At 33.7% G+C, this 20448-nt stretch carries 20 protein-coding genes and 1 pseudogene; 10 read left to right on the forward strand and 11 right to left on the reverse strand.

The window, feature by feature from the left end; all coding sequences use genetic code 11:
- Both DIS06_RS12570 and DIS06_RS12575 read left to right on the forward strand, forming a co-directional pair.
- Positions 1-1202 (forward strand): inorganic phosphate transporter (locus tag DIS06_RS12570; RefSeq protein ID WP_481746863.1); only part of this gene is annotated, 1202 nt, incomplete at its 5' end.
- A 51-nt stretch (positions 1203-1253) separates the two neighbouring features.
- On the forward strand, positions 1254-1961 hold the full coding sequence (locus DIS06_RS12575; RefSeq protein WP_204166798.1) for an MIP/aquaporin family protein: 708 nt from the start codon (positions 1254-1256) through the stop codon (positions 1959-1961).
- A gap of 28 nt (positions 1962-1989) precedes the next feature.
- Here the strand turns inward: DIS06_RS12575 and DIS06_RS12580 are convergent, their stop codons facing one another.
- The 3 genes from DIS06_RS12580 to DIS06_RS12590 all read right to left on the reverse strand — a co-directional run bounded on the left by DIS06_RS12580 (position 1990) and on the right by DIS06_RS12590 (position 6694).
- The gene (locus tag DIS06_RS12580) at positions 1990-2445 is read right to left on the reverse strand and encodes a MarR family winged helix-turn-helix transcriptional regulator (protein ID WP_094913330.1); all 456 of its coding nucleotides are present in this window, start codon (positions 2443-2445) and stop codon (positions 1990-1992) included.
- Positions 2446-3977: 1532 nt separating this feature from the next.
- A protein-coding gene (locus tag DIS06_RS12585; RefSeq protein WP_197473406.1) for an IS3 family transposase occupies positions 3978-5098 on the reverse strand; the annotation gives its coding sequence in 2 pieces (ribosomal slippage) (positions 3978-4849 and positions 4849-5098; 1122 coding nt in all).
- A gap of 447 nt (positions 5099-5545) precedes the next feature.
- On the reverse strand, positions 5546-6694 hold the full coding sequence (locus DIS06_RS12590) for a tyrosine-type recombinase/integrase (protein WP_110113636.1): 1149 nt from the start codon (positions 6692-6694) through the stop codon (positions 5546-5548).
- Between the two features lie 479 nt (positions 6695-7173).
- On the opposite strand from DIS06_RS12590, the gene DIS06_RS12595 reads away from it, so the two are divergent.
- The gene (locus DIS06_RS12595; protein ID WP_110113637.1) at positions 7174-8145 is read left to right on the forward strand and encodes a helix-turn-helix domain-containing protein; all 972 of its coding nucleotides are present in this window, start codon (positions 7174-7176) and stop codon (positions 8143-8145) included.
- Positions 8146-8255: 110 nt separating this feature from the next.
- Here the strand turns inward: DIS06_RS12595 and DIS06_RS12600 are convergent, their stop codons facing one another.
- From DIS06_RS12600 to DIS06_RS12605, 3 genes and pseudogenes are all read right to left on the reverse strand, one after another.
- Positions 8256-9425: an IS701 family transposase gene (locus DIS06_RS12600; protein WP_110113638.1), complete on the reverse strand. Its 1170-nt coding sequence runs from the start codon at positions 9423-9425 to the stop codon at positions 8256-8258.
- Between the two features lie 415 nt (positions 9426-9840).
- A pseudogene (locus DIS06_RS20615) lies at positions 9841-10012 on the reverse strand (IS6 family transposase); the annotation flags it as partial.
- A 5-nt stretch (positions 10013-10017) separates the two neighbouring features.
- Entirely contained in the window at positions 10018-10248 is a 231-nt protein-coding gene (locus DIS06_RS12605; protein WP_025909648.1) for a hypothetical protein, read from the reverse strand.
- A 242-nt stretch (positions 10249-10490) separates the two neighbouring features.
- Here DIS06_RS12605 and DIS06_RS12610 point away from each other — a divergent pair, with 242 nt between their 5' ends.
- Entirely contained in the window at positions 10491-10973 is a 483-nt protein-coding gene (locus tag DIS06_RS12610) for a hypothetical protein (protein ID WP_110113639.1), read from the forward strand.
- Positions 10974-11312: 339 nt separating this feature from the next.
- Here DIS06_RS12610 and DIS06_RS12615 read toward each other — a convergent pair whose 3' ends face one another.
- Together DIS06_RS12615 and DIS06_RS12620 are read right to left on the reverse strand one after the other, a co-directional pair.
- Entirely contained in the window at positions 11313-11687 is a 375-nt protein-coding gene (locus tag DIS06_RS12615; RefSeq protein ID WP_094912994.1) for a hypothetical protein, read from the reverse strand.
- A gap of 17 nt (positions 11688-11704) precedes the next feature.
- Positions 11705-12886: an Alp7A family actin-like protein gene (locus DIS06_RS12620; RefSeq protein WP_025909645.1), complete on the reverse strand. Its 1182-nt coding sequence runs from the start codon at positions 12884-12886 to the stop codon at positions 11705-11707.
- A 346-nt stretch (positions 12887-13232) separates the two neighbouring features.
- Here DIS06_RS12620 and mntA point away from each other — a divergent pair, with 346 nt between their 5' ends.
- The 5 genes from mntA to DIS06_RS12640 all read left to right on the forward strand — a co-directional run bounded on the left by mntA (position 13233) and on the right by DIS06_RS12640 (position 16262).
- Positions 13233-13640: a type VII toxin-antitoxin system MntA family adenylyltransferase antitoxin gene (gene mntA / locus DIS06_RS12625; protein WP_061786715.1), complete on the forward strand. Its 408-nt coding sequence runs from the start codon at positions 13233-13235 to the stop codon at positions 13638-13640.
- On the forward strand, positions 13630-14034 hold the full coding sequence (hepT, locus tag DIS06_RS12630) for a type VII toxin-antitoxin system HepT family RNase toxin (RefSeq protein ID WP_061786716.1): 405 nt from the start codon (positions 13630-13632) through the stop codon (positions 14032-14034). Before mntA ends, hepT begins: the two co-directional genes overlap by 11 nt.
- Positions 14035-14292: 258 nt before the next feature.
- The gene (locus DIS06_RS20620; RefSeq protein WP_239422052.1) at positions 14293-14838 is read left to right on the forward strand and encodes a helix-turn-helix domain-containing protein; all 546 of its coding nucleotides are present in this window, start codon (positions 14293-14295) and stop codon (positions 14836-14838) included.
- Positions 14835-15362, forward strand: coding sequence for an IS630 family transposase (locus DIS06_RS20625; RefSeq protein WP_100346442.1), 528 nt, complete (start codon positions 14835-14837; stop codon positions 15360-15362). Before DIS06_RS20620 ends, DIS06_RS20625 begins: the two co-directional genes overlap by 4 nt.
- Before the next feature lie 348 nt (positions 15363-15710).
- Complete coding sequence (locus DIS06_RS12640) at positions 15711-16262, forward strand: DUF4238 domain-containing protein (RefSeq protein ID WP_110113640.1); 552 nt, start codon at positions 15711-15713, stop codon at positions 16260-16262.
- 70 nt (positions 16263-16332) lie between these two features.
- On the opposite strand, the gene DIS06_RS12645 is transcribed toward DIS06_RS12640, so the two are convergent.
- Positions 16333-17712: a phenylacetate--CoA ligase family protein gene (locus tag DIS06_RS12645; RefSeq protein WP_162595970.1), complete on the reverse strand. Its 1380-nt coding sequence runs from the start codon at positions 17710-17712 to the stop codon at positions 16333-16335.
- 125 nt (positions 17713-17837) lie between these two features.
- On the reverse strand, positions 17838-18500 hold the full coding sequence (locus DIS06_RS12650) for a class I SAM-dependent methyltransferase (RefSeq protein ID WP_061785989.1): 663 nt from the start codon (positions 18498-18500) through the stop codon (positions 17838-17840).
- Between the two features lie 224 nt (positions 18501-18724).
- Here DIS06_RS12650 and DIS06_RS12655 point away from each other — a divergent pair, with 224 nt between their 5' ends.
- Positions 18725-19105 (forward strand): ArsR/SmtB family transcription factor, encoded by a 381-nt coding sequence (locus DIS06_RS12655; protein WP_082802752.1) that lies wholly within the window; start codon positions 18725-18727, stop codon positions 19103-19105.
- A 164-nt stretch (positions 19106-19269) separates the two neighbouring features.
- Here the strand turns inward: DIS06_RS12655 and ccsB are convergent, their stop codons facing one another.
- Positions 19270-20445, reverse strand: coding sequence for a c-type cytochrome biogenesis protein CcsB (gene ccsB / locus DIS06_RS12660; RefSeq protein WP_061785990.1), 1176 nt, complete (start codon positions 20443-20445; stop codon positions 19270-19272).
- Positions 20446-20448: the final 3 nt, after the last annotated feature.

Consider the following 20448-nt stretch of genomic DNA (forward strand, 5'->3'; position numbering starts at 1 on the left):
TCATAATGGGGAATTTCATTTCGTTGAAATTGGGGAAATTTGAATCGTTGTTGACAGATATGAACATTGAGGTGCAAAATCAAAAAGTAAGTGAAAATATAGAAGTGAAAACGGTTTTAAAAAAGAAGTTAAATATAGGAACTAATCCTTTAACAGGGTTAATCATTGCAATTCTTACAGTAGCTTTCTTTGTAATAACCGATGTCGTCCCATCAGGTTCCTTTCTAACTTTTATAGGATTATGTATTGTTGCTTGGCTAGCTGTGGAAAATGGAGGAAATGACGTTTCCAAAGGAGTTTCGTCGCTTGTTGCTTCCGGATATGCTAATCCATTTACAGCTATCATATATGGAGTGGTGATGACTGTAATTGGAGGAGTATGTTCTTTTTTCCTTGCATCTAAATTAGTTCATTTATTCACAGAGGGGTTAATGAATTCAGAATATCACCTCTCAGGCATTATGGCCTTATCTATGGCTCTAGGAGCAACTCTTTGGGTAGCATTAGCTACTAAATTCTCATTACCAGTTTCTACAACTCATGCCATTATTGGAGCCGTAATTTTAGTGGCATGTATTTCACATGGAGTATCAAGCGTCTTGTGGGGAAATCTTGCAAGTAAAATAGTTTTACCCTTACTTCTTAGTCCAGTATTAGGTCTCTGGATAGCCTGGTTCATTAATTTGTTTATAGATAAACTAAACATAAATTCTAAAGTAGGAAGAGGGATCGCTTGGGCTTCTAGTGGATTAATTTGTTTTGTTAGATCCGTTAATGACACTCCAAAGATTGTAGCTATCGTCCTACTGATTTCTGCATTGAATGGTTCACAAGAACAAGGAAATATCCTACCTTTTTCATTTTTTGTTTTAATTACTGTAGCGATGAGTCTAGGAAGTTTAATTAAGGGGTTACCTGTAACAGAACTGTTAGCCCGTAAGGTCACTAAGTTAGATGAAAATAGCTCTTTATCAGCAGTATTGACAACAACTTCATTAGTGATGGCCTCAAGTCAATTTGGATTGCCAGCTTCTACAACTCATGTCAGTACATCATCTATCATAGGAGCTGGATTAAAACATGGAAGAAAAGGAATAAACTTAGGAGTAATTAAAGACATTGTTTTATCATGGATTGTTACTTTACCAGGTGCAGGAATTATTGCATTGTGCTTCTATTACATTCTAAGTTTAGTTCTATAAGCTTCTTAAATACACATTTAATTCAATTCTTAATATAATGGAGGATTTTTTGTGGAGAAAAAAGTATATCCCATAAATTACTTTGATAGTCATCCTCAAAATTTAGTTTATGTAAAAGAATTAAAGAAAAAAATTTTAGCTGAGTTTATAGGAACTTTTTCGCTCGTTTTTGCAGGTACTGGTGCTATTGTTGTTAATTCCACTACAAAAAGTTTAACTCATGTAGGTATAGCCATAACATTTGGGTTAATTGTTTTAGCATTGATATATTCATTTGGATATGTTTCCGGAGCGCACTTTAATCCTGCTGTTACATTAGCCTTTTGGTATTTAAAGAGAATAAAGTTAAATGAAGCTCTTCTTTATATTTTAATCCAGTTTAGCAGTGCTACCTGTGCCAGTATAATTCTTAGATTGTTATTTGGAAACGTTGCAAAGCTTGGATCAACAGTGCCCGTTTATTCATGGCCACAGAGCTTCATTTTGGAAGTTTTATTAACTTTTATTTTATTGATCGTTATACTAAATTCTTCTACAGAAGACAATCAGACCAAGTCTTTTGCAGGAATAGCTATTGGTTCAACAGTTTGCTTAGAAGCGATGTTTGGTGGTCCAATTAGTGGGGCTTCAATGAATCCAGCAAGATCTTTTGGTCCAGCTGTAATTTCTACTCACATTGAATATCTTTGGGTTTATCTCTTAGCCACTACATTGGGGGCTTTACTAGCAGCAAGAGCCTATAAATATCTCAATACTTAATGTTAAGCATCAATTATTTCATACCAGATTAACTTATTGGTTCTTTACAACTGTTATTAGTTTTATTCATAGAAGCATTAAGTAATTTGACTGAACGAATTACAGTTTCTTGTTCAAATTCATTCATATGGGAAAATACGTCTTTTAAATAATTGTTCATTCTATTATCAATAGATTGATTCACTTTTTTTCCTTCAGCAGTTAAGTAAAGAATAAATACACGTTTATCTGAAGGGTCTGCTATTTTTCTTACTAGCCCCATTTTAATTAAATTCTGTATTTGCCTGCTAAAAGTAGTAATATCAATACCTAATGTCTCTGATACCATTTGCATTGAAGGTTTGGACTGGTGATTAATTTCATAAAGAATATGACTTTGCGCCAATGAAATTTTGTAGTTGTCAGTACTACAACAATTTTTATTTAAAAGTCCAAACCTTCTAGTCATAATTTGAAAAAGTTCTCTAATATTTTCTGATTCCATGTTATCTCTCCCCTCATATTTACTTATAGATTATTTAGTTGTAATTTGCAAGTATTTTATTTAAAAGGTATTGGATTATTAAAAAATTAAAATTCGCATATTAATATTTACTTTTTTCCATGTATCACATTGTTTGAATTTTGTTATATGAATTCATCTTAAAGGAGTTTAATAATTGAAGAAAATAAAAAAAAAGAGTGAAGATACTAAAACTAAAATAGAGAAACTTAAAAAGGTTAAAGATAATAAGAAAGATTTTAAGTATTATTGGAATGAAACAATCAGAGCCCTGATCATAACTAAATAGATATACAAGTGTAATGAATATTTCTAATTGGTGATACTTATTATAAGAACTACCCATTTTCTTACTTTTATACTTGTCAATTTCAATAAAAGGATATCACACCCTAGAAAGAGGTATCCTTTTTCTTATTTAACTACTGAAAAAATTCTTACCTATCACCTAATACGTAGCAGTTTGAATCTATTCCTTCTTAATAACATACAAGGCAATTCTTTTCTTCGCCGTCTATACATTTACACACGCATATTAGATTTATAAATAAAATTAGTCATTACTTAATTTATATATAAATTTAAAATAATGTTTTATCAGTAAATAAATCCACTTGTTAATAAATATATTTTAATATTTACAATTACTGACGATAAATAACTGTTTTTACTTCTTATTATATAACTATCTTCCTTCTACTTCTCTTTTAAGAAATTTATATATTAACAATATCTAAAAATAAAATATATAGGTATTTAATATTAATATACTTTTAATAAAATGAATTTAACTAAAAAAACAAAAGTGAATTCTTTTATTTAAGGAAGTAAATATATAAACTAACTTCTAAAAATTATAGTTTTATCTTTTACTGTTAATGACGACAAATATGGAGTTTTTCTACAAGTCGTGTAAAAAGTATAACTATTTTTAGTAAAATATATTAACAATTACTCTTTTATATAATATAAAATATATAATTATTTATTATTCAGAATTAAAATCATTAATATCTTATATAAACATACATATATTATTTATTCAACATTTAATGTTATTACTTCCACGTTAATTATTATGAAAAGAACAAATATTATGTTCATCTAAATTAAACAATTAGAATAATAAAGAAGAAACGATTCAATACCAAATGTAAAAGAAGCTGCATATATCATTCATTATGAGATGAAAATAGGTGTTTTAAGCTCGAGTGATCATAAAAATCAATTACATTCTATTATTGGTCAGGGTTAAAGTGAAGATTTATTTTATTAATTCAAAAAGAAACTTTGCTCAATTAGAGCAAAGTTTCTTTTAAATGCTTTTCTTATGTTTATTATAAATAAACCTTTAGACATTCCCTATTTAGTGTATAATGTATAATCTATATCTAAAGTTTAAAGCTCAAAGCTAAGATTTATACTTCTAGTACAATAAAGATTTACTCTTTCAATAGCTTTATTTATTAAATCACCTTTAGAATAAAGCTAAACAATGGATTGTCAACACTAAACTAGACAGTTTTCTTAAGGTGCGTAAATTTGTATTCCACTGGACTTAAATAATCTAAAGTACCGTGGATGCGTAGATGGTTAAACCAGTGCACATAATCTGTAAACTCTCTTTGTAACTCTTCTAAGCTATCAAAATGACGTTTCTTTACGAACTCTGTTTTGATGATTTTGAATGTTGCTTCTGCTACTGCATTATCATACGGACAGCCTTTCAAACTTAGAGATCGCTTGATGTTAAACGTTTCTAGGGCCTCATCAATGACTTGGTTCTTATATTCTCTTCCTCGGTCAGTATGGAACATTTGAACCGTATGTAAATTACCTTTTATTGACGATAGAGCTCGATAAACTAGTAAAGCATCTTTGTTCTCACCTGTACTAAATCCAACGATCTCCCGATTAAAGAGGTCAACAAATACACATATGTAATACCATTTTCTGTTGACTCTTACATAAGTTAGGTCGCTGACCACGACAGTCAATTCTTCCTCTTGTGTAAATTCACGATTTAACTCATTCGCTTGATCACTTTCATTTGGTTTATCCTTATGGGGTTTAAATTGAGCTACAGTATAAGCTGAAACAAGTCCTTGTTCGTTCATAATTCTGCCGATTCGACGACGAGAAACCAATTTCCCTCTTTTCTTTAGCTCATGCTTTATCTTTCTCGCACCATAATTTTGGCGGCTTTGATGGAAAATTTCTATGATGTCTGAAGTTATATCATCTTCATTCTTTCGTTCTTTTGCTTCATAATAATACGTACTTCTAGGGAGTTGTAGGACCTTACACATTGCTGATATCGAGTATTTATGCTGGTTGTTCTTAATCACATTTACTTTCGTCCTAGTATCAGCGCGGCTTGCTTTAAAATATCATTCTCCATCTCTAATTGCTTATTACGTTTCCTAAGTTCCTGCAGCTCTTTCTGTTCGGGGCTGAGGTTATCCTTTTCTTTGAAGGAACCAGAGGACTTACTTTGATTAATCCACTTATCAAGCGAAGATGGTGTTAACTCATATTCTCGAATGATGTCTTTACGAGGCTTTCCATTCTGATATAGCTGCACGATCTGTTGCTTAAATTCTTCGGTAAACGTTCGACGTACTTTTTTTGTCATGTAGATTCTCCTCATAACTGATTAGTATAGTTAATTCTACTTGACCTTAAAATTTCTGTCTAACTAAGTGTAGCCGATCCAATACATAAAAAAAAGAGGTTATACAATCTTTTTAGGTGAACTTATTTATCATCAAAAACTTACATATATCAACAATCATGTTTATTTAGTTGATCTTACCTTGAGACGTAAATTAAATTAGGATAAGAGGAATCATGTTAATAAGAAGGTACTAAGTGGCTTATAATGAAAAATACTATGTGTTGACTACATAACCATCACATCAAGTATTTTCATACATCTAAAAAGAAAAAAGGAACACAAAAAACCCGTTCTTATCTAAAGAAATAAAATTTGCTACAATAGAAAAACTAACAACAAAAGGTTCTATTTAAATCTTTATATAGCCCATTCAAGCACACTTGGGTAATTCCATACATACAGTAATTAGAAATCTTGTTCCTCCCACATTAGCCCAATTTCTTGTTCGCGCTGCAAAACCTTTTCTAGATAACGCTCCGTTGTTTTACGGTCACTATGGCCAAGCTCCTTTTGAATTAAGAAAATATCTGCACCCTGCTGTCGACTATAAATCGCATAAAAATGTCGAAAATAATGAGGCGTAATTTTGTCAGTCCGTTCCTTCACAAAAGGTAAATCCGTTCGTTCAATGATACGAACAATATAATTACTTAAGTTTTTATATTGATAATAGTCTCCATTTTTAGTTGGAAATAATGGTCCTTGATCACTTGGGTTTAAGACTGTACTGACATGGCGTCGTTCTCGAAAAGCAAGAATGCGTTCATATAGCGATGGATGAAGTAACTTATCAAATCTCTTTCCACCCTTCCCTGCTCCTCTTAGTCGATAATGGCCACTTAAACTGTCTAGATAGACATCTCCCCACGAAGCTTTAGCAATTTCCTGTATACGCAATCCTGTCATCGCCAACATCGTTAATAATCCATAATTAATAGGATGGTCTTTGTAGTAGTCAAGAAGCTGTTTGACTTCATGGTAATACAAATCTCGATTTGGAATTTCTTGCTCAGATAGTGACGTGCTTAAGATTTCTTTATGTAATGGATGCTGAATATACTTCGTTTCATATAGCCATTTCATAAAACTTTTTAAAATGGTCATTTTAGCGTCTAAGGTCGCAGGTGAATAAGGTTTCCCCCCTTTCCCTAACAATGCGGTGCTTAAATACTCCTGGAAGTTTCGTATATGCCAAGGACGTAGGTTTTTTAAAATTGTTTCTTCTATATAATAATCAAGATCTTGGCGTAAGAACGACTCACTTTCCACCGCATACTGATAAAACTGCAGCAAAATCCGTAAGTATTCCGTTTTGGTCGTTTCTTTTCGTTCTCGGTCCTTTCGAATATGCTTTCGTTGATGTACGTAGTAGTACATCATTTCTTCATCCGTAAAACTATTGAACAGATCTTCGTTTTTTCGCTGGTGGTGTTCATTTCTTTCTTCTAAAGCATCATAATACGTACTATCTAGCATTAATGAAACAATTTGATGGAGACCCCTTTTTCTTTCCCTTATTTCTGTTCCTATGTGTACTAATGAGAAATCTTTCATACAACCTCTCCTTTCATCAAACCTGTCTTTTTATTTTTCTCTTCTTTTTGGTATTGACGTGTTTACTCCTCTATATAAGATCAAATATCTATCTTCATGTATGTAAGTGGTAAAAACTCTTTAAAACGTAATAGATGTATTTATAACAATATTAAAACTATCCACTATATTAGTTAAATAGTAAATTTAATTTTAATTCAATTTTTTTATTAATTTACTTATTATATGTATTACTTATTAAGTTTATCTTATTCAAAAGTAAATGTATAAACTTATTTTCTATAAAAATAGTTTACTTTATATATTGTTTGTAGAAAAATGATCCATTTGTCGTCACTTAGGGTAAATGATAAAACACATATTTTTATACATTAGTTTTACTATTTACGTATCTACTATACTAACTTTTAATCTATAACTTTATATAAATATGATATAATCTATTATGATATAGAAGAAATAGAAAAGGAGTGTATAGCATGATTGATAATCTCACTAAAATTATTACCATTGAAGATGTGATGGAGATGTTGTCTATTTCATCGAAGAAAACGATTTATACATATATTCAACAAGGAAAATTGAATCCTATCAATAAAGATGACTGGCATATTGAAGGACGGTATGAATTTGATAGCGAAGATGTGGTTCGTTTACAAGAAGAGTTAAAAAAGCCCGGACTTACGACAAAAGAGGTCGCGCAGCAACTCGACATCTCGGTCACAACGGTCAATAAATATATTAAACAAGGATGGTTGCCAGCCTTTCAAGAAGAGTATCGGGGAATCAATTGTTATTTTGTACATGAGGAAGATGTGGACGAATTTAAGCGCACCCATGAAGTAGGGCGCAAGCCAAGTAAGCGTCATTTCTATGATGCTGAGCAAAACATTGCCTTATTTCAACTTTTTGTCAAGAAAAGGGAAGAAAAAGAACAATTTGCTCGCATCATCTCGGTAGAAGACCCCATTATGGCGATTACAGACCAACATGAAGAGGTCACCTTAGAAGAGTTACTTCACCGAGGGTTCGAAGCAGCCTATGAAATCGAATCGAAAAAAGCGATTACCAAAGAAGGCTATGCTACATTTGCCTTTAAGCAAACTGCATACGCCAAATCACAGCTCTATAAACTGATGGATGTATTCTATCAGTACCTAAGCCCAACGAATATGAGAATTACGCCACAAGAGGAGAACGAGCAATTTATCGTTGAAATTAAACCTGTATTACTAATGGAATCATCACAAGAGCTTGTTGAGTTATTAGAGTCGGTTCTTGTTTCAGGGAAAGTGAATAAACGTAATCGTGGGATTTACATTGATAGTGATGTAGAAGTGATACGTGTAAAAGTATCTGGTGATCTAAAAAAAGACTTAGAACATAAAGCTAAAGAACTAGGTAAAAGAAACATTGAGGAATTGCTCTTGTACGCTGTACAAAGATTATAAATAGATTAATTTAGTTAACATAGCCACTTCTCCTCCAATATTTATTAACTTACTGATAATGAGCATTTTTCGATACAAATATTTCCATCAGATTAGAAATGATAGGTACCCTATGCCACTTGGAGCTCATTTTTAATTTGCTCAAGTGACGTTCCATTTGTGGTTTCACGATACACAAACTCAATGATACTGCCGATTTTTTGTTTTCTTATGCACTGAATGGCTAGGTTAAAGACAGCCTTTCTAAGGTACATCGCAAAAACATAGGTGAACTGGACAATGGTCCAAAAACGCTTAATCGCTCGTTCACTCCGGACTTGATAACCGTTAAAGCCAACCATGCCTTTGACCTGTTTAAAGTAGGTCTCGATGCTCCAGCGTTGACTGTAATACGATAAAATTTGTTCTGTTGTCAGTTCTGTATCGGTGCTTAAAAAACAACGCATATGCTTAGGTTCCATGGGATGTTCTTCCTTCCAGCACATTAATACGACACCCATATCAAGATCGTTTAAGGCACCTTCGTACCGGTAGACTCGATAAGATTCATGACCGATTGTCACTAAATCAGTCTCTTCTTCTCTAATATAACGGGCGAATTCTTTCGCTTGAATTCGAATCCCTTGCGGATAAAGAATACGGTTTGTTTTTAAGGCACCAATCACATGAATCCCTTTTGACAACGCAACGTCAATAATGGAACCAGAGGTGTACCAACTATCACAAAGTAAGTAAACAGATGGCTGAAGCGCTGGAACACGTTTAATCATCTCTATGGAGAGTTTAATTTTACTTTCCGTTGTTTCTTTATGGAATAGCTGAAACTCGTATGGATATGCTTGGTCACCGTTTTTCAACATCAGTTGGACGACTTGATGACCCCAAACGCTTTTACCGTCTGTGTGTGAAAAGTGGTACCCGCATGATTCTGTCGGGGGGCTTGCCTGTGACGAAGGCTTGGTCTTTTCACAAATCGTGTCATCCAGTAGTAGAAAAACCGGTTCATCTTGATCCATTTTTTGAAGAATCTGTTCTTGGGTCTGTCGAAGCAGGTAGCCTTCATTCCATGAACCTTTTTTCAAGAAATGGCCAAGAGTCGTACGATGTTTCTTTTGATGACTAAACGAATGAATTTCCGTTAGTTTACCTGTAAACCCCACACTCAACATCCCATCTATAAAGTGGGTTAAATGGTTGATGACAGGTTTTGAGAAATAAAAGGGCAGCTTCCATTTTATTAAGCCATTGTAGATTTCTTCTTGATGTGATAGTCTATTCATTGGACAAATAACGCTCCTCTGGATGGATGATTGGGTCAGAGCTTTCATTCTAAACCAGGTTTGCGTATTTGTCTTTTTTATTTTATAAGATGGAAATATTTTGAACTGAATTTACTCATTATCAGTTAATTTAAAGATATAATGGAGCATATGAGAAGTGGGAAAAATTACTCGTCAAAAGCAAGAGGTAACTCGTACATGTCTAAAAAGAAAACAGAAGCATAATCAGCATTTTCTTTTGAACGTAATGATAATATTAATATCTTTCTGCATACTAATCCTTTTAGTAAACCAATTAATAAGATAAGAAGAGCAAGCTTTATAAGTTGTTATTGTTATCATTCGGTTTTGATGCAAGGAGTACTTCAAACATAACTGTGCTAAAAGATTTTAATCCTAACATAGATTGAGCTCAGCTTTTTATATATCGGTGATGTTATTCAAGAATTTAACTTGCTTTAATTGGATGCCTTCAGGCATCTTTTTTTCGTTCTTTCATTCTTCAATCACCATAGGATAGGCTGAATTCTTTTCTACTGTGATATAAAGAGACCGCAAAGCTTTATAAAAAAGCGTTTCGCAGTCTTCTTATCTACATCCAAAAATCTTCGTATGTCACATCGTTATCTACATATTTACGTAATGCTTTTAGAATGGCATTCACTTTATCTGTTGTAGGTGTATATTCCTTTTCTACACACATTCTACTAATCATTGTTTGGCTTACGTATTTATTTGTCCATTTATGCAATTCCGATTGAGGAATATCATATTTGTGAAGGAATTTACCTAGTTTTGTTTTAGCTTTCTCTTGCCAAAGCATTGCAATCAGCTCCTATAACGAATTTACTGAATAGTCCTATTGTGTTCAAATTCTTTTAAATTTAAACATAGTTTTCAATTCTAAAAAAAGATTTCAAATTTAGGATTAATCGTAACCTGTATCTCATATACTCTATTAAAGACGTCAATGCAGACGTCTATCTTATATCAAAAAGGAAAAAAGATGATGTTTATTTTACTAGGTTAGAAAGTAAGGAAAGTTAAAATAGGGGGTGTATGTATATGTATCGTCCTACAGTACGTTATCATGACATTTACCGTAGATATGTAGATTCCTTATTTAAGGCAACTACATTAGACAGAAATCAAATTTTCCGGCTAGCATTATTTACAGCAGCACATAATCCAGATTTTATTACGTTATTAAAAGAATACAAACGTAAAGACGTCCCTCTCCCCTCCCCTCAATGGAGCCACTTTATGGATGGTTTATGGCTAGAGACTGATGTAGAAATTGAAGAGGAGGGAAGAAGAGGAAATGATAACCCAAAAGGAGCAAGAGCGTCTTCAAATGATAGTGAAGTATTTGGAACACCAGGAATTAGCGAATCAATATCACAATCAAATTTTGTACCAAATGAATCAAAGTACATCACATCCAGTGCAAAGGAGCAGCATAGACGTCAGCAACAGAGATCGAGATCTGAAAGGAAGGTTCCTCCCATACGATTATCCAACGGAGGAATTAAGCTCGACCTTAGATAAAGAAGTAGACGTACGTCATATTGTATTAAAACCGATTAAAGGGTCTTATAACAGTTACACCATAGATGAAAAGAAACAGAGGGATTGGAGTGGAAACGTTTATTTAAGTTGTTTTGTCATTATTCTAGCCATTGCTTTTTTTACTTGACGTCAATCAGAATATTGTCGAGATTTTACGAATAGATATATAGCATGAATACAGATAAGACCGCCTTGTATACTAAGCATATTGGGCGGTCTTTGCTACGGGTATTCATATCATTTTTGATAAAGGATATAAAGATAAAAAGTATCGACCTTTGCATTCCATCTAGGGATTTATAGGCCGATACTTTTTATTTAAAAGTCATTATATTCTTCTAAATCATCATCATCTAACGAACCAGATACTTTTTCTAAATCTGCTACTTTTCCTTCTTTAACTTGACGATTTTCTATAAGTTTATCGTCCATAATTGTCTGTTCACGTTGCAATACGTTCGTTTGAGCTAATTGTTTAAGCTCTTTTAACTCATTGTTGATATGTTCAAGCAGTTCCTCTGCTCTACGCCCTGTTACGATTTGTTTTGCAGGTGTTCGATGAATATCTTGGAGAATTAAAGATGAAATATAATCTCCTAATTTTCGAGACTTAGCATGTTTCGCGAGTACGTCATAGACTTCATCACTTAATTGGTTAGTTTTTATCGTAAAGGCGTTCTGACGCTCTGACATGGTTATCACCTACGCTGTTAGGATTGTACAACTTTCTTTTCAGCTTGTTTCTTTTGAAGATAACCAATGCTTCGAATCTCTAAACCAAATAGATTTAAGTATCGGCTATCTTCTGGTACTTTATGATATTTCTCTGTACGTTCTTCACCAATTTTTTCACTCATACTTGCCATAATGGCTACTTCTAGTGTTGGAGCAACACCACCACTGTATACATACTTACGAATTTTATTTGCTGGTGGTGGTGCCACATCATTTAACTTCGCTAGTAAGATTTCTACGTAGTCTTTTAAAGAAGAGGTGATTTGAGCTGTTAAATCAATAGACTCACCCGTATTTTCATTTTTTAACTCGAATTTTTGTTTCGTGTAGTTATCTAAAATAAATTGGTCAAACGCACGTAAATCGGTAAACAACTCTGGGAATTTCTCTTTACGTAATTTATCAATATGTGCTAAATACGGAATTCCCTCAATACTTTGAAACGATTCACGGCTATTTGCAGCCTTTAACCCTTCTGGCAATATGACCACATCAATGGATCCACCACCAATATCAACCATAACAGTTTCGCACTCTACATATTCTTTCGCATCCTCACGATCTTGAAGGGTTAAATCTTTCTTTAAAGCAAAACGAGCTATTTCACCTTCTTTTAAGCATGCACTTTCTTGAACAGAGACATTTAATGTCTTTTCAAAACCTGGTGTATGAATATGGAAAGTATGATCACCTACAAAACGATTAGCCATTGCTTTTTGAGCTGCACCAAATGTATTTTCCTTTTTTAACAACCAGATTGGCAGCATAGTAGAGAAATAGTCAATTTCAATACTATTATCTTTTTGATCTTTGGCATGTAATGCGTGATAATACGCAATTGCAGCTAAAAATGTGATGTAGGGAATATGGCTTGTGATTTTATTATGTAAACGATTAATATGATTATTTGCTAATTGTTGACTTGCAGCAATATTTCCTACTAAGAAATAACGCTCTTTCTCTTCATTTTCAAGCGTTGTAGAAAGTAAGATGCGCTTTTTAAATTCTTCTGGTGCCGTCACAGCATCTGTAAAGAAGGAATCAGCTGCTTCTTTTTGGAGTTCTACAACATTCGTCGGAAAGTCAAATAAGTACCCGTCTATAATATTCATATCAACGGAATTTCCACAGTCTTTATTAAAACGTGCTATTTTCATCTCTATACACCTCTTTTTTAAGTTGAACTTCTGTTGAACTAATTATACAAGAACACCAGTAGATTATCAATACATTAGTTGAACTTATAAAATAAAAAAATATTACTATATCAACGAAAAAATTCATTTAGTTGAACTTATGTACATTCACTAAAAGGTGATATAATATATCTATAAAGAATAGGAAATTCACAAGTCGATTATAATGAGAGAGAAGTAAGATAAAAAACCTTTCATACAACATATTTAATGAGTTGCCACAGATTAAATTAAAAAGCAGCATCTACTCTCAGTCATTGAAATAAAATTTGCTACAATAGATATAGGTAACTAAGGGAGTGATTTCATGGATCGCCAGATTGTTCAATCTATTACTGACTTTTTACATACCCACATAGACCCTTCCTTTATCATCGTATTTGGGTCGTTTGCAAAAGGAACAACCCATCAAGAAAGTGATATTGATATTGGTTTTTATGTAAAGCATAAAAAATTAGAGAAATACGAAATTTTTATGTTAGCTCAAGAGTTAGCAACTATATTAAAAAGAGAAGTTGATTTAGTGAATATCGCAGAAGCTTCTACGGTTTTTCAAGCTCAAATTTATATGACTGGAACAGTTATTTATTCAAATGATGATAGGTTGCGTATGAGTGAACAAATGAAAGCCTTAAAAATGTACGCAAAATTAAATGAGGAACGAAAAGATATATTAAAGAAAGTAGATGAAAGTGGGAGTATTTATGAGAAATGATGTTATTTTAAACAAAATTAGTGTAATTGAAAGATGTAACAAGCGTATTCTGGAAGTATACCAACAGGACCCTAAAAACTTACTGGATTATACAAAACAAGACTCCATTATTTTAAATATTCAACGTGCATGTGAAGCTTGTATTGATCTAGCCATGCACATTGTTGCTGAAGAACGTTTAGGCCTACCTCAAACGAGCAGAGAAGCTTTTGATATGTTAGAGTCACAATCTATTATAACAAGTGAAATTTCTTACAGGATGAAAGCAATGGTAGGTTTTCGTAATATTGCAGTGCATGATTATCAAGCAATCAATCAAGACATCTTACAAAAGATCTTAGATAAACATTTAGATGACTTTACTACTTATACAAAGCAAATTCTTAATTATTGATTAAAAAACCTTAAACTTTTTGTTTATTTGATAACGGCTATTTTAAGTGGCACTGGTATACTTTGCTTATGGAGATTACCTCTTTCTTTACTCCTGTATCTGTATCCGTAGGATAAAAAAAAAGAAATGTATTGTAGCATTTCTTTTTTTTTATTAAATACCTGATATATATATAAGTTTGATTTTAATTTCCGACGTGCTTATTTTTAAAAAAATGCGTCCATACTGTTCCTAAGATAATCATAAGGGAGTAGATGGATGATGAAAGTTCTACGTATTACAAATGACCATGGATGGACACCTGCTGACTTACGTCAATACGAAAAAACCATTCAAAACGTGAAAATGAGACAACGCGTCATGACGATTCGGCTCATCATGGAACGCTATACAGGAAAAGAAGTATCTCAGCTTTTGAATCTTCACCGTGAAACCGTGTCTATCTATGTCAAAACCTTTAATCAATATGGGATGGATGGTTTAGTCACCCGTCAGTATTCTACCGGTAAACCTGCTTATTTAACCCAAGAAGAAAAAGAAGAACTTCGACGCATGATCTTAGAAAGTACACCGGAAAAAGAAGGATTTGGGATTGACGCTAACTGGGATACACGTGTGATTCAACATGTCATCTACGAAAAATTTTCAGTCACCATGAGTCGAAGTGGCATTTATCGAATGTTGACGGGCATGGGATTGAGTTACACTAGACCTACTTATACCTTAGCAAAGGCGGATCAAAACGAACAAAAGCAATTCCTGCAAGACATGGAGATGGTAAAAAAAACCTCTCGGGCGATATGATTTTACTTTATGAAGATGAAAGTCGAATCCACGCCTATCAAGCTTTACGATCCACATGGTTTCAAAAAGGGAAACAAAAACAAGTCCCTACTTTTGGGCACCATGCAGCTGTTAGTCTATTTGGAGCTGTCAATGTCTTAAATGGCGACTTTCTCTGCCAAGTAGCTGACAATTGTAAAGCCCCAGCTTTTCATTCCTTTATGAAGTATGTGCTCGACTATTACCCAAATAAAGTCATCATTATGGTGTTGGATCGTGCTCGTATTCATGATGCAAAAGAGTTACAGCCCTTTTTTGAACAGCATGAGGATCGACTCATTCGTTTCTTTCTGCCGAAGTACTCGCCCAATTTGAACCCCGTTGAACGGATTTGGAAATGGCTGAAAGAAACCGTCATCCAAAATCGATTCCATCCTAACAAAGCAGCTATTCAAGAGTCTGTTTCTTCTTTTCTAGCTTTTTTGGAGGGGGCATCTGAGCAAATTTTAAAAAGAATAGCCGGTGTTCATATGCCGGATTATTAAGTAAAACTTATATAATTCTAAAGGCAAAACCACTTGATTCATGTTATAATCTTTAAACATAAGGACCCTTCTTTCCGATAAGATTTTGTGTGGTAACTTTATTTTATCAGAAGTGGTCCTTATTTTAATGTAAAAATAAACAAAGCCGGTGAAATTTTACTCGTCGTAAAATTTCACCGGCTTTTTCGGTTCAGAGGAGGGTTTTGTCCCAGCCTCTTTTTTATATATTTTATGGTCTAATTGAATAATTTTAATTACAAATTTGACACTTTGTGTAAAAATATACTAAAGAAATACTATAAAAGTATTGTACTCTCAACGGTGATATAGGTAGGGGATGGAAGTTATATGTCGAATCAAATAAAAAGGCGTCAGCATTATGTACCTCAGTTCTATTTACGACAATTCGCTTTTAAGAAAAAAGGAAAGAATCACTTTGTACATTATTATGACAAGATCTTATCAAAGGAATGGACAGACAATGTTAAAAATGTAGCAGAAGAACATAAGCTTTATAATGTTTCTGCACAAATGTTTAAAGAAAAATTCGGTTTATCTGTGCATGAAGGTTACCAGGAGCAAGAACTAGAAAACACTTTCGGTGTTTTAGAAGGTGAATGGTCATCTGTTTTTAAAGTAATACATGATAGATATAAAGACGCCAAAGAGAAAAATGCATATCCTAAACCGTTTCTGGACGATAAAGAGAAGGAAAGTCTAAGTAAATTTATAGCTCATCAAGCAATTAGAACTCCATCTTGGTGGAAGAAAGCTAATACAATAGCAAGATTTTTATCAGATCAAGATAAAATATTTTCACAACTATTTGAAGATTTCAATTATGATAATTTAATGTTTTATATGGGGTCCAGAGCAAAAAACGCGAATTTTGTACGCTAAAGCAAATATCATTATAAAACTAGTCGATATTCTGTACACTAAGAGAATATCGGCTAGTTTTATAATGAGCTTAATGTTGCTCACGATAATCAATCCGAACATGCTGGTACTTTCCACTTTTAGGGTGCCTTTGTGGCAATTCGTCCGATTTTTCTATTGAAAGGTTAGTTAGTCCCTGTGTAGCAAAGTAATCTAATAGGGCTTCTCTAACATTTTCCCAAACTTGATCTCTTGGACCCTCGTCTACTTCTAAACGTACAGTTAATTGATCCGGCGCCGTTTGAATCAGTTGAAAACGCCTTACTCCTTGTATCTCCTCCACAATGGTTTTAAGAGCTAATGGCAGGGTATGTACGATTTGTCCATTGGAGGCAGAGAATTTTAAAATGTCATCTGTTCGCCCTTCAACTTGTACAACTGGGAATGGCCTCCCGCATTTGCATGGTTCTGGAGACATGATGACACGGTCAGTTAGTTCATAACGAATAAGGGGCTGAATTCTGTTGGCCAGATTTGTAATTAGAACCGAATGAGATTGCTTCCCTGGTGGCACAAGTTGGTAATATTCATCTACTGGTTCAAATATAATCCAATCGGTATTTACATGAAACTGACCTTCTTCACATTCGAAAGTCATGGCTGTTGCTTCTGTACCGCCGTACAGATCTAGAACGCGAGCTTGGAAAACGGATCCTAGTTTCTCACGAACATTTGGATATAACTTTTCTCCCCCCAAAAGGATCGCTACAGGCTGAATATTTAACCGACCTGCTTTTTGCTCTTCTGCTAGAATTTCCATCGCTGTGGCATACCCTCCAATTAAAGGTGGTTGATACTCATTCAATTCTTTGACAAGCGTGGATAGGGGAGATTGGATAGAAAAAGCTCTTATTTTTCCGTTTAGATGTTTTAAACGTAGGCGTTCAGCAGTGGAGAATGCTGTAAAATGTCCAGCTGTAGAGCATACCGCCGCATTTCGTCCGCCTTTTGCTGCCACTTTCAATATGTCACTCCATTTCAATTTTGTTGTTCCGCGAATCGCCATCAATGTTTTCATGACCGTATCTGAACCTTTATCCTGAATAAAGATTCCGGGTACCCCGGTTGACCCTGAAGTGGTCGAAACCATATAGCGTCCTAAATAAAGTTGTCCAACTAATGACATATCTGACACAAATTCTTTCACACTTTCGATGGTTACTTCTGGGTCAGTCACCCAATCATTAAAATTGGCCATGAGTTCTGATTTCGTGACTGGTGGGATTTGCTGTAAGCTTGTAATCTGTTCGGGCAACTGGCAGTATTTTTGTGCGTAATATTGTGAGTTTGATCTTGCAAAAATAATAAGGTCAGCTAAACGTGATTGTTGCCGAGAGAGAATGTCTTCTGGTTTACCTCTTTTAACCTTCCAGATATCCATAACTGCTTTTAAAGGTGATATATTCTCCATATATGTCATTCCCATCTCTCTGTTTTTAAAATTTTATTGTGTCAGTACTATTTACTTTTTTACAATAAAATGGATATATAAAAAATACAGGTACTAAAAAAGAAATCTGACAAAAATCAAACAGCTTATGGCTTAAAAGCTTTATATGCTCTTAGTGTGCCCGTGATAGTTGAAAATTGTCCAGTTTCTTCAATTAAAACAAATCCTGTTTCTTTTAATAGGTTAGGGATAACCCCTTTAACATGATTTGAAGTTGTTTCAAACCCATCTAAAAATTGAATAGGAAAAAATGCAACACGCATCAACCAATTTTGTGGCTTTTCAAAATCAATAATATGGAATTGGCCACCAGATTTGAGTGTTCGATAAACTTCTTCAAATGTTTTCTTTTTCATTTCTAGAGTTAAATGATGAATAAATAAACTTGTAAATATGTGATGAAATAGATTATTGGAAAAGGGAAGTTTATCAGAAAACCCTTCCTCAAAGGTGATATTATTAACTTGAGTTTCTTTAATTTTCTCCATAGCAATTGATAATATTTTAGGATCAGCATCAACCCCAATTACTTGTACACCAGGTTGTGATTGGTGTATTAATAGTGCAAGTGTGCCGGTACCACAGGCTAAATCCATTATCGTTTCCTTTGGTTGGAGGTTTGCTTGCTTAACTAAATGCGTTTTAAACTTTTTTTCTTGCATTCCCCATTGAATTAACGGATCATAAAATCGAGTCATCCAATGGTATTTTAGTGCAGGGATATAATCACCTTTCTTGTTTTTATCCATTAAACATGCATCCCTTCATTTATAATAAATAACTTATGATGATTTTTGGATTACTCATACCCGACTTTTGTTAAGAGCTAATATAAAGTAATACGTGAATCTTACGATTTGTGACATAAAAGAATATGAAACGTTTCGCTTCTTTATTCAAGTAAATATTTGAATGTTGACATTAAAGCTTGCTCATTATAAGCTAATCACATATTTTTAATGAGGTGGGAAAATTGTCATTAGTTGATAAAAATATAAAAGATACTCTAAAAGATGAATGTGAGATCTATTGTTATGACCCTATAAAAGTAACAAGGTTACAAGATTTGTTAAGTTCTAAAAGTACACTTAATCTATCAAAAAAATTTAAACTTCTTGCTGATGAGACACGATTAAAGATTATTCTTTCATTAGCTATAGAAGGGGAACTTTGTGTATGTGATGTGGCTAATATTATTCAGTCCTCTATAGCTACAGCTTCGTATCATTTGAGGTTTTTAAAACGCTCAGGTGTAGCTAACTATAGAAAGGAAGGTAAATTAGCATTTTACTATATCGATGATGAAATTTTTAAATCGATGGTTCTACTTTCTTTTCATCATAAGGAGAGTTGAATAAGAATAGAAATTCGGATATGTTTAAAATACATTTTCAAAAATACTTTCAATTTACATAAGTGGAGGGGATCTACAAGATTATTCCCCTCCAATAACATAGATAAAAATGAATTTAGATTTATCACATAAACTTTTAGTTAGCTTTAAAAGAATTTATTTCTTTATGCATAAGAGTGTAGACCAGCAATAATTAGATTAACGAAAATTAGGTTGAAAATAATAATTCCAAAACCTATTACTCCGAGCCATGCTGATTTTTCACCATGCCAACCTTTCGATAGGCGGAGGTGTAAATAGGCAGCATAAAATAACCATGTAATTAAGGCCCATACCTCCTTAGGATCCCATCCCCAGAAACGCGTCCACGCAATTTGAGCCCAGATCATCGCAAAAATAAGAGCACCCAAAGTGAATATTGGAAAACCTATTGCAACCGATCTGTATCCAATTTCATCGACCAAATCAAGTTTGATATTTTTCGTTAATGGCTGAAGCGCTGCAGCAATTCTTTTTCTTAAAATCAGTCTTAGCACCCCGTATAAAAATAAACCTGTAACAGATGACCAGATAACTGTGTTTAGTTTGCCTGCTGCAATGATAGCTGGTACTTCAACAAAGGCTTCCATTTTACCTTTTGTAAGTAATTCACCTTGATTTGGACCTACAATGGAAGGTAGATTATATGTCATTTCAACCTCTTGATCATTTTTATCAACCCATTTGTAGACGGCTTCATACTCCATCCCTCTGAAAATACTTGTAATTACTACAAAAGCAAGTGTCGCCACAATCGTGTACATGACAATCTCAAGCCAGAAAGTCCCTTTTGAGCGTTTCGTCTGATCAACAGAACGAAGTAAATAAATGACCCCTGCAATGAAACTACTGGCTAAAATAGCTGAACCTAGTGCAGTTGTTGTTACGTGAATAGCAAGCCAATCCGTTTGTAATGCAGGTATTAATGGAGAAATATCTGTTGGGAACATGCTTGCATAGGCAATAATTAATAATGTAATTGGTAAGGTAAATAAACCTAAAATGGCAACTTTGTATAAAAAGTAAAGGATGACGAATGCCAATACAAACATCATAGAAAATGCTGTTATAAACTCAAACATGTTGCTCACTGGTGCATGTCCAGAAGCGATCCATCTTGTGACAAAATAACCGAGATGGGCAACAAAACCTAAAATGGTGACAGTTATTGCGACTGTTGCCCATTTGCTTGGCTTTTCGTATTGCTTTCTTTTATCTCGAATGGCTCCTCCAAATAGAAATGTTGCAATTAGATATAGTAAGAATGCTGCGTATAGTAAGTTACTGCTTAGAGCTACCACATC

It is taken from the genome of Bacillus sp. CGMCC 1.16541, from assembly GCF_003184905.1.
Classification (GTDB): domain Bacteria; phylum Bacillota; class Bacilli; order Bacillales; family Bacillaceae_H; genus Priestia.

Excerpts from the sequence above, each read along its gene's own strand:
- DIS06_RS12615 (WP_094912994.1), bottom strand. The coding sequence starts at position 11,687 with ATGTCAGAGCGTCAGAACGCCTTTACGATAAAAACTAACCAATTAAGT.
- DIS06_RS12605 (WP_025909648.1), bottom strand. The coding sequence starts at position 10,248 with ATGCTTTGGCAAGAGAAAGCTAAAACAAAACTAGGTAAATTCCTTCAC.
- DIS06_RS12590 (WP_110113636.1), bottom strand. The coding sequence starts at position 6,694 with ATGAAAGATTTCTCATTAGTACACATAGGAACAGAAATAAGGGAAAGA.
- DIS06_RS12595 (WP_110113637.1), top strand. The coding sequence starts at position 7,174 with ATGATTGATAATCTCACTAAAATTATTACCATTGAAGATGTGATGGAG.
- mntA (WP_061786715.1), top strand. The coding sequence starts at position 13,233 with ATGGATCGCCAGATTGTTCAATCTATTACTGACTTTTTACATACCCAC.
- DIS06_RS20625 (WP_100346442.1), top strand. The coding sequence starts at position 14,835 with ATGATTTTACTTTATGAAGATGAAAGTCGAATCCACGCCTATCAAGCT.
- hepT (WP_061786716.1), top strand. The coding sequence starts at position 13,630 with ATGAGAAATGATGTTATTTTAAACAAAATTAGTGTAATTGAAAGATGT.
- DIS06_RS12640 (WP_110113640.1), top strand. The coding sequence starts at position 15,711 with ATGTCGAATCAAATAAAAAGGCGTCAGCATTATGTACCTCAGTTCTAT.
- DIS06_RS12600 (WP_110113638.1), bottom strand. The coding sequence starts at position 9,425 with ATGAATAGACTATCACATCAAGAAGAAATCTACAATGGCTTAATAAAA.
- DIS06_RS12650 (WP_061785989.1), bottom strand. The coding sequence starts at position 18,500 with ATGGATAAAAACAAGAAAGGTGATTATATCCCTGCACTAAAATACCAT.
- DIS06_RS12580 (WP_094913330.1), bottom strand. The coding sequence starts at position 2,445 with ATGGAATCAGAAAATATTAGAGAACTTTTTCAAATTATGACTAGAAGG.
- DIS06_RS12610 (WP_110113639.1), top strand. The coding sequence starts at position 10,491 with ATGTATCGTCCTACAGTACGTTATCATGACATTTACCGTAGATATGTA.
- DIS06_RS20620 (WP_239422052.1), top strand. The coding sequence starts at position 14,293 with ATGATGAAAGTTCTACGTATTACAAATGACCATGGATGGACACCTGCT.
- DIS06_RS12645 (WP_162595970.1), bottom strand. The coding sequence starts at position 17,712 with ATGGAGAATATATCACCTTTAAAAGCAGTTATGGATATCTGGAAGGTT.
- DIS06_RS12620 (WP_025909645.1), bottom strand. The coding sequence starts at position 12,886 with ATGAAAATAGCACGTTTTAATAAAGACTGTGGAAATTCCGTTGATATG.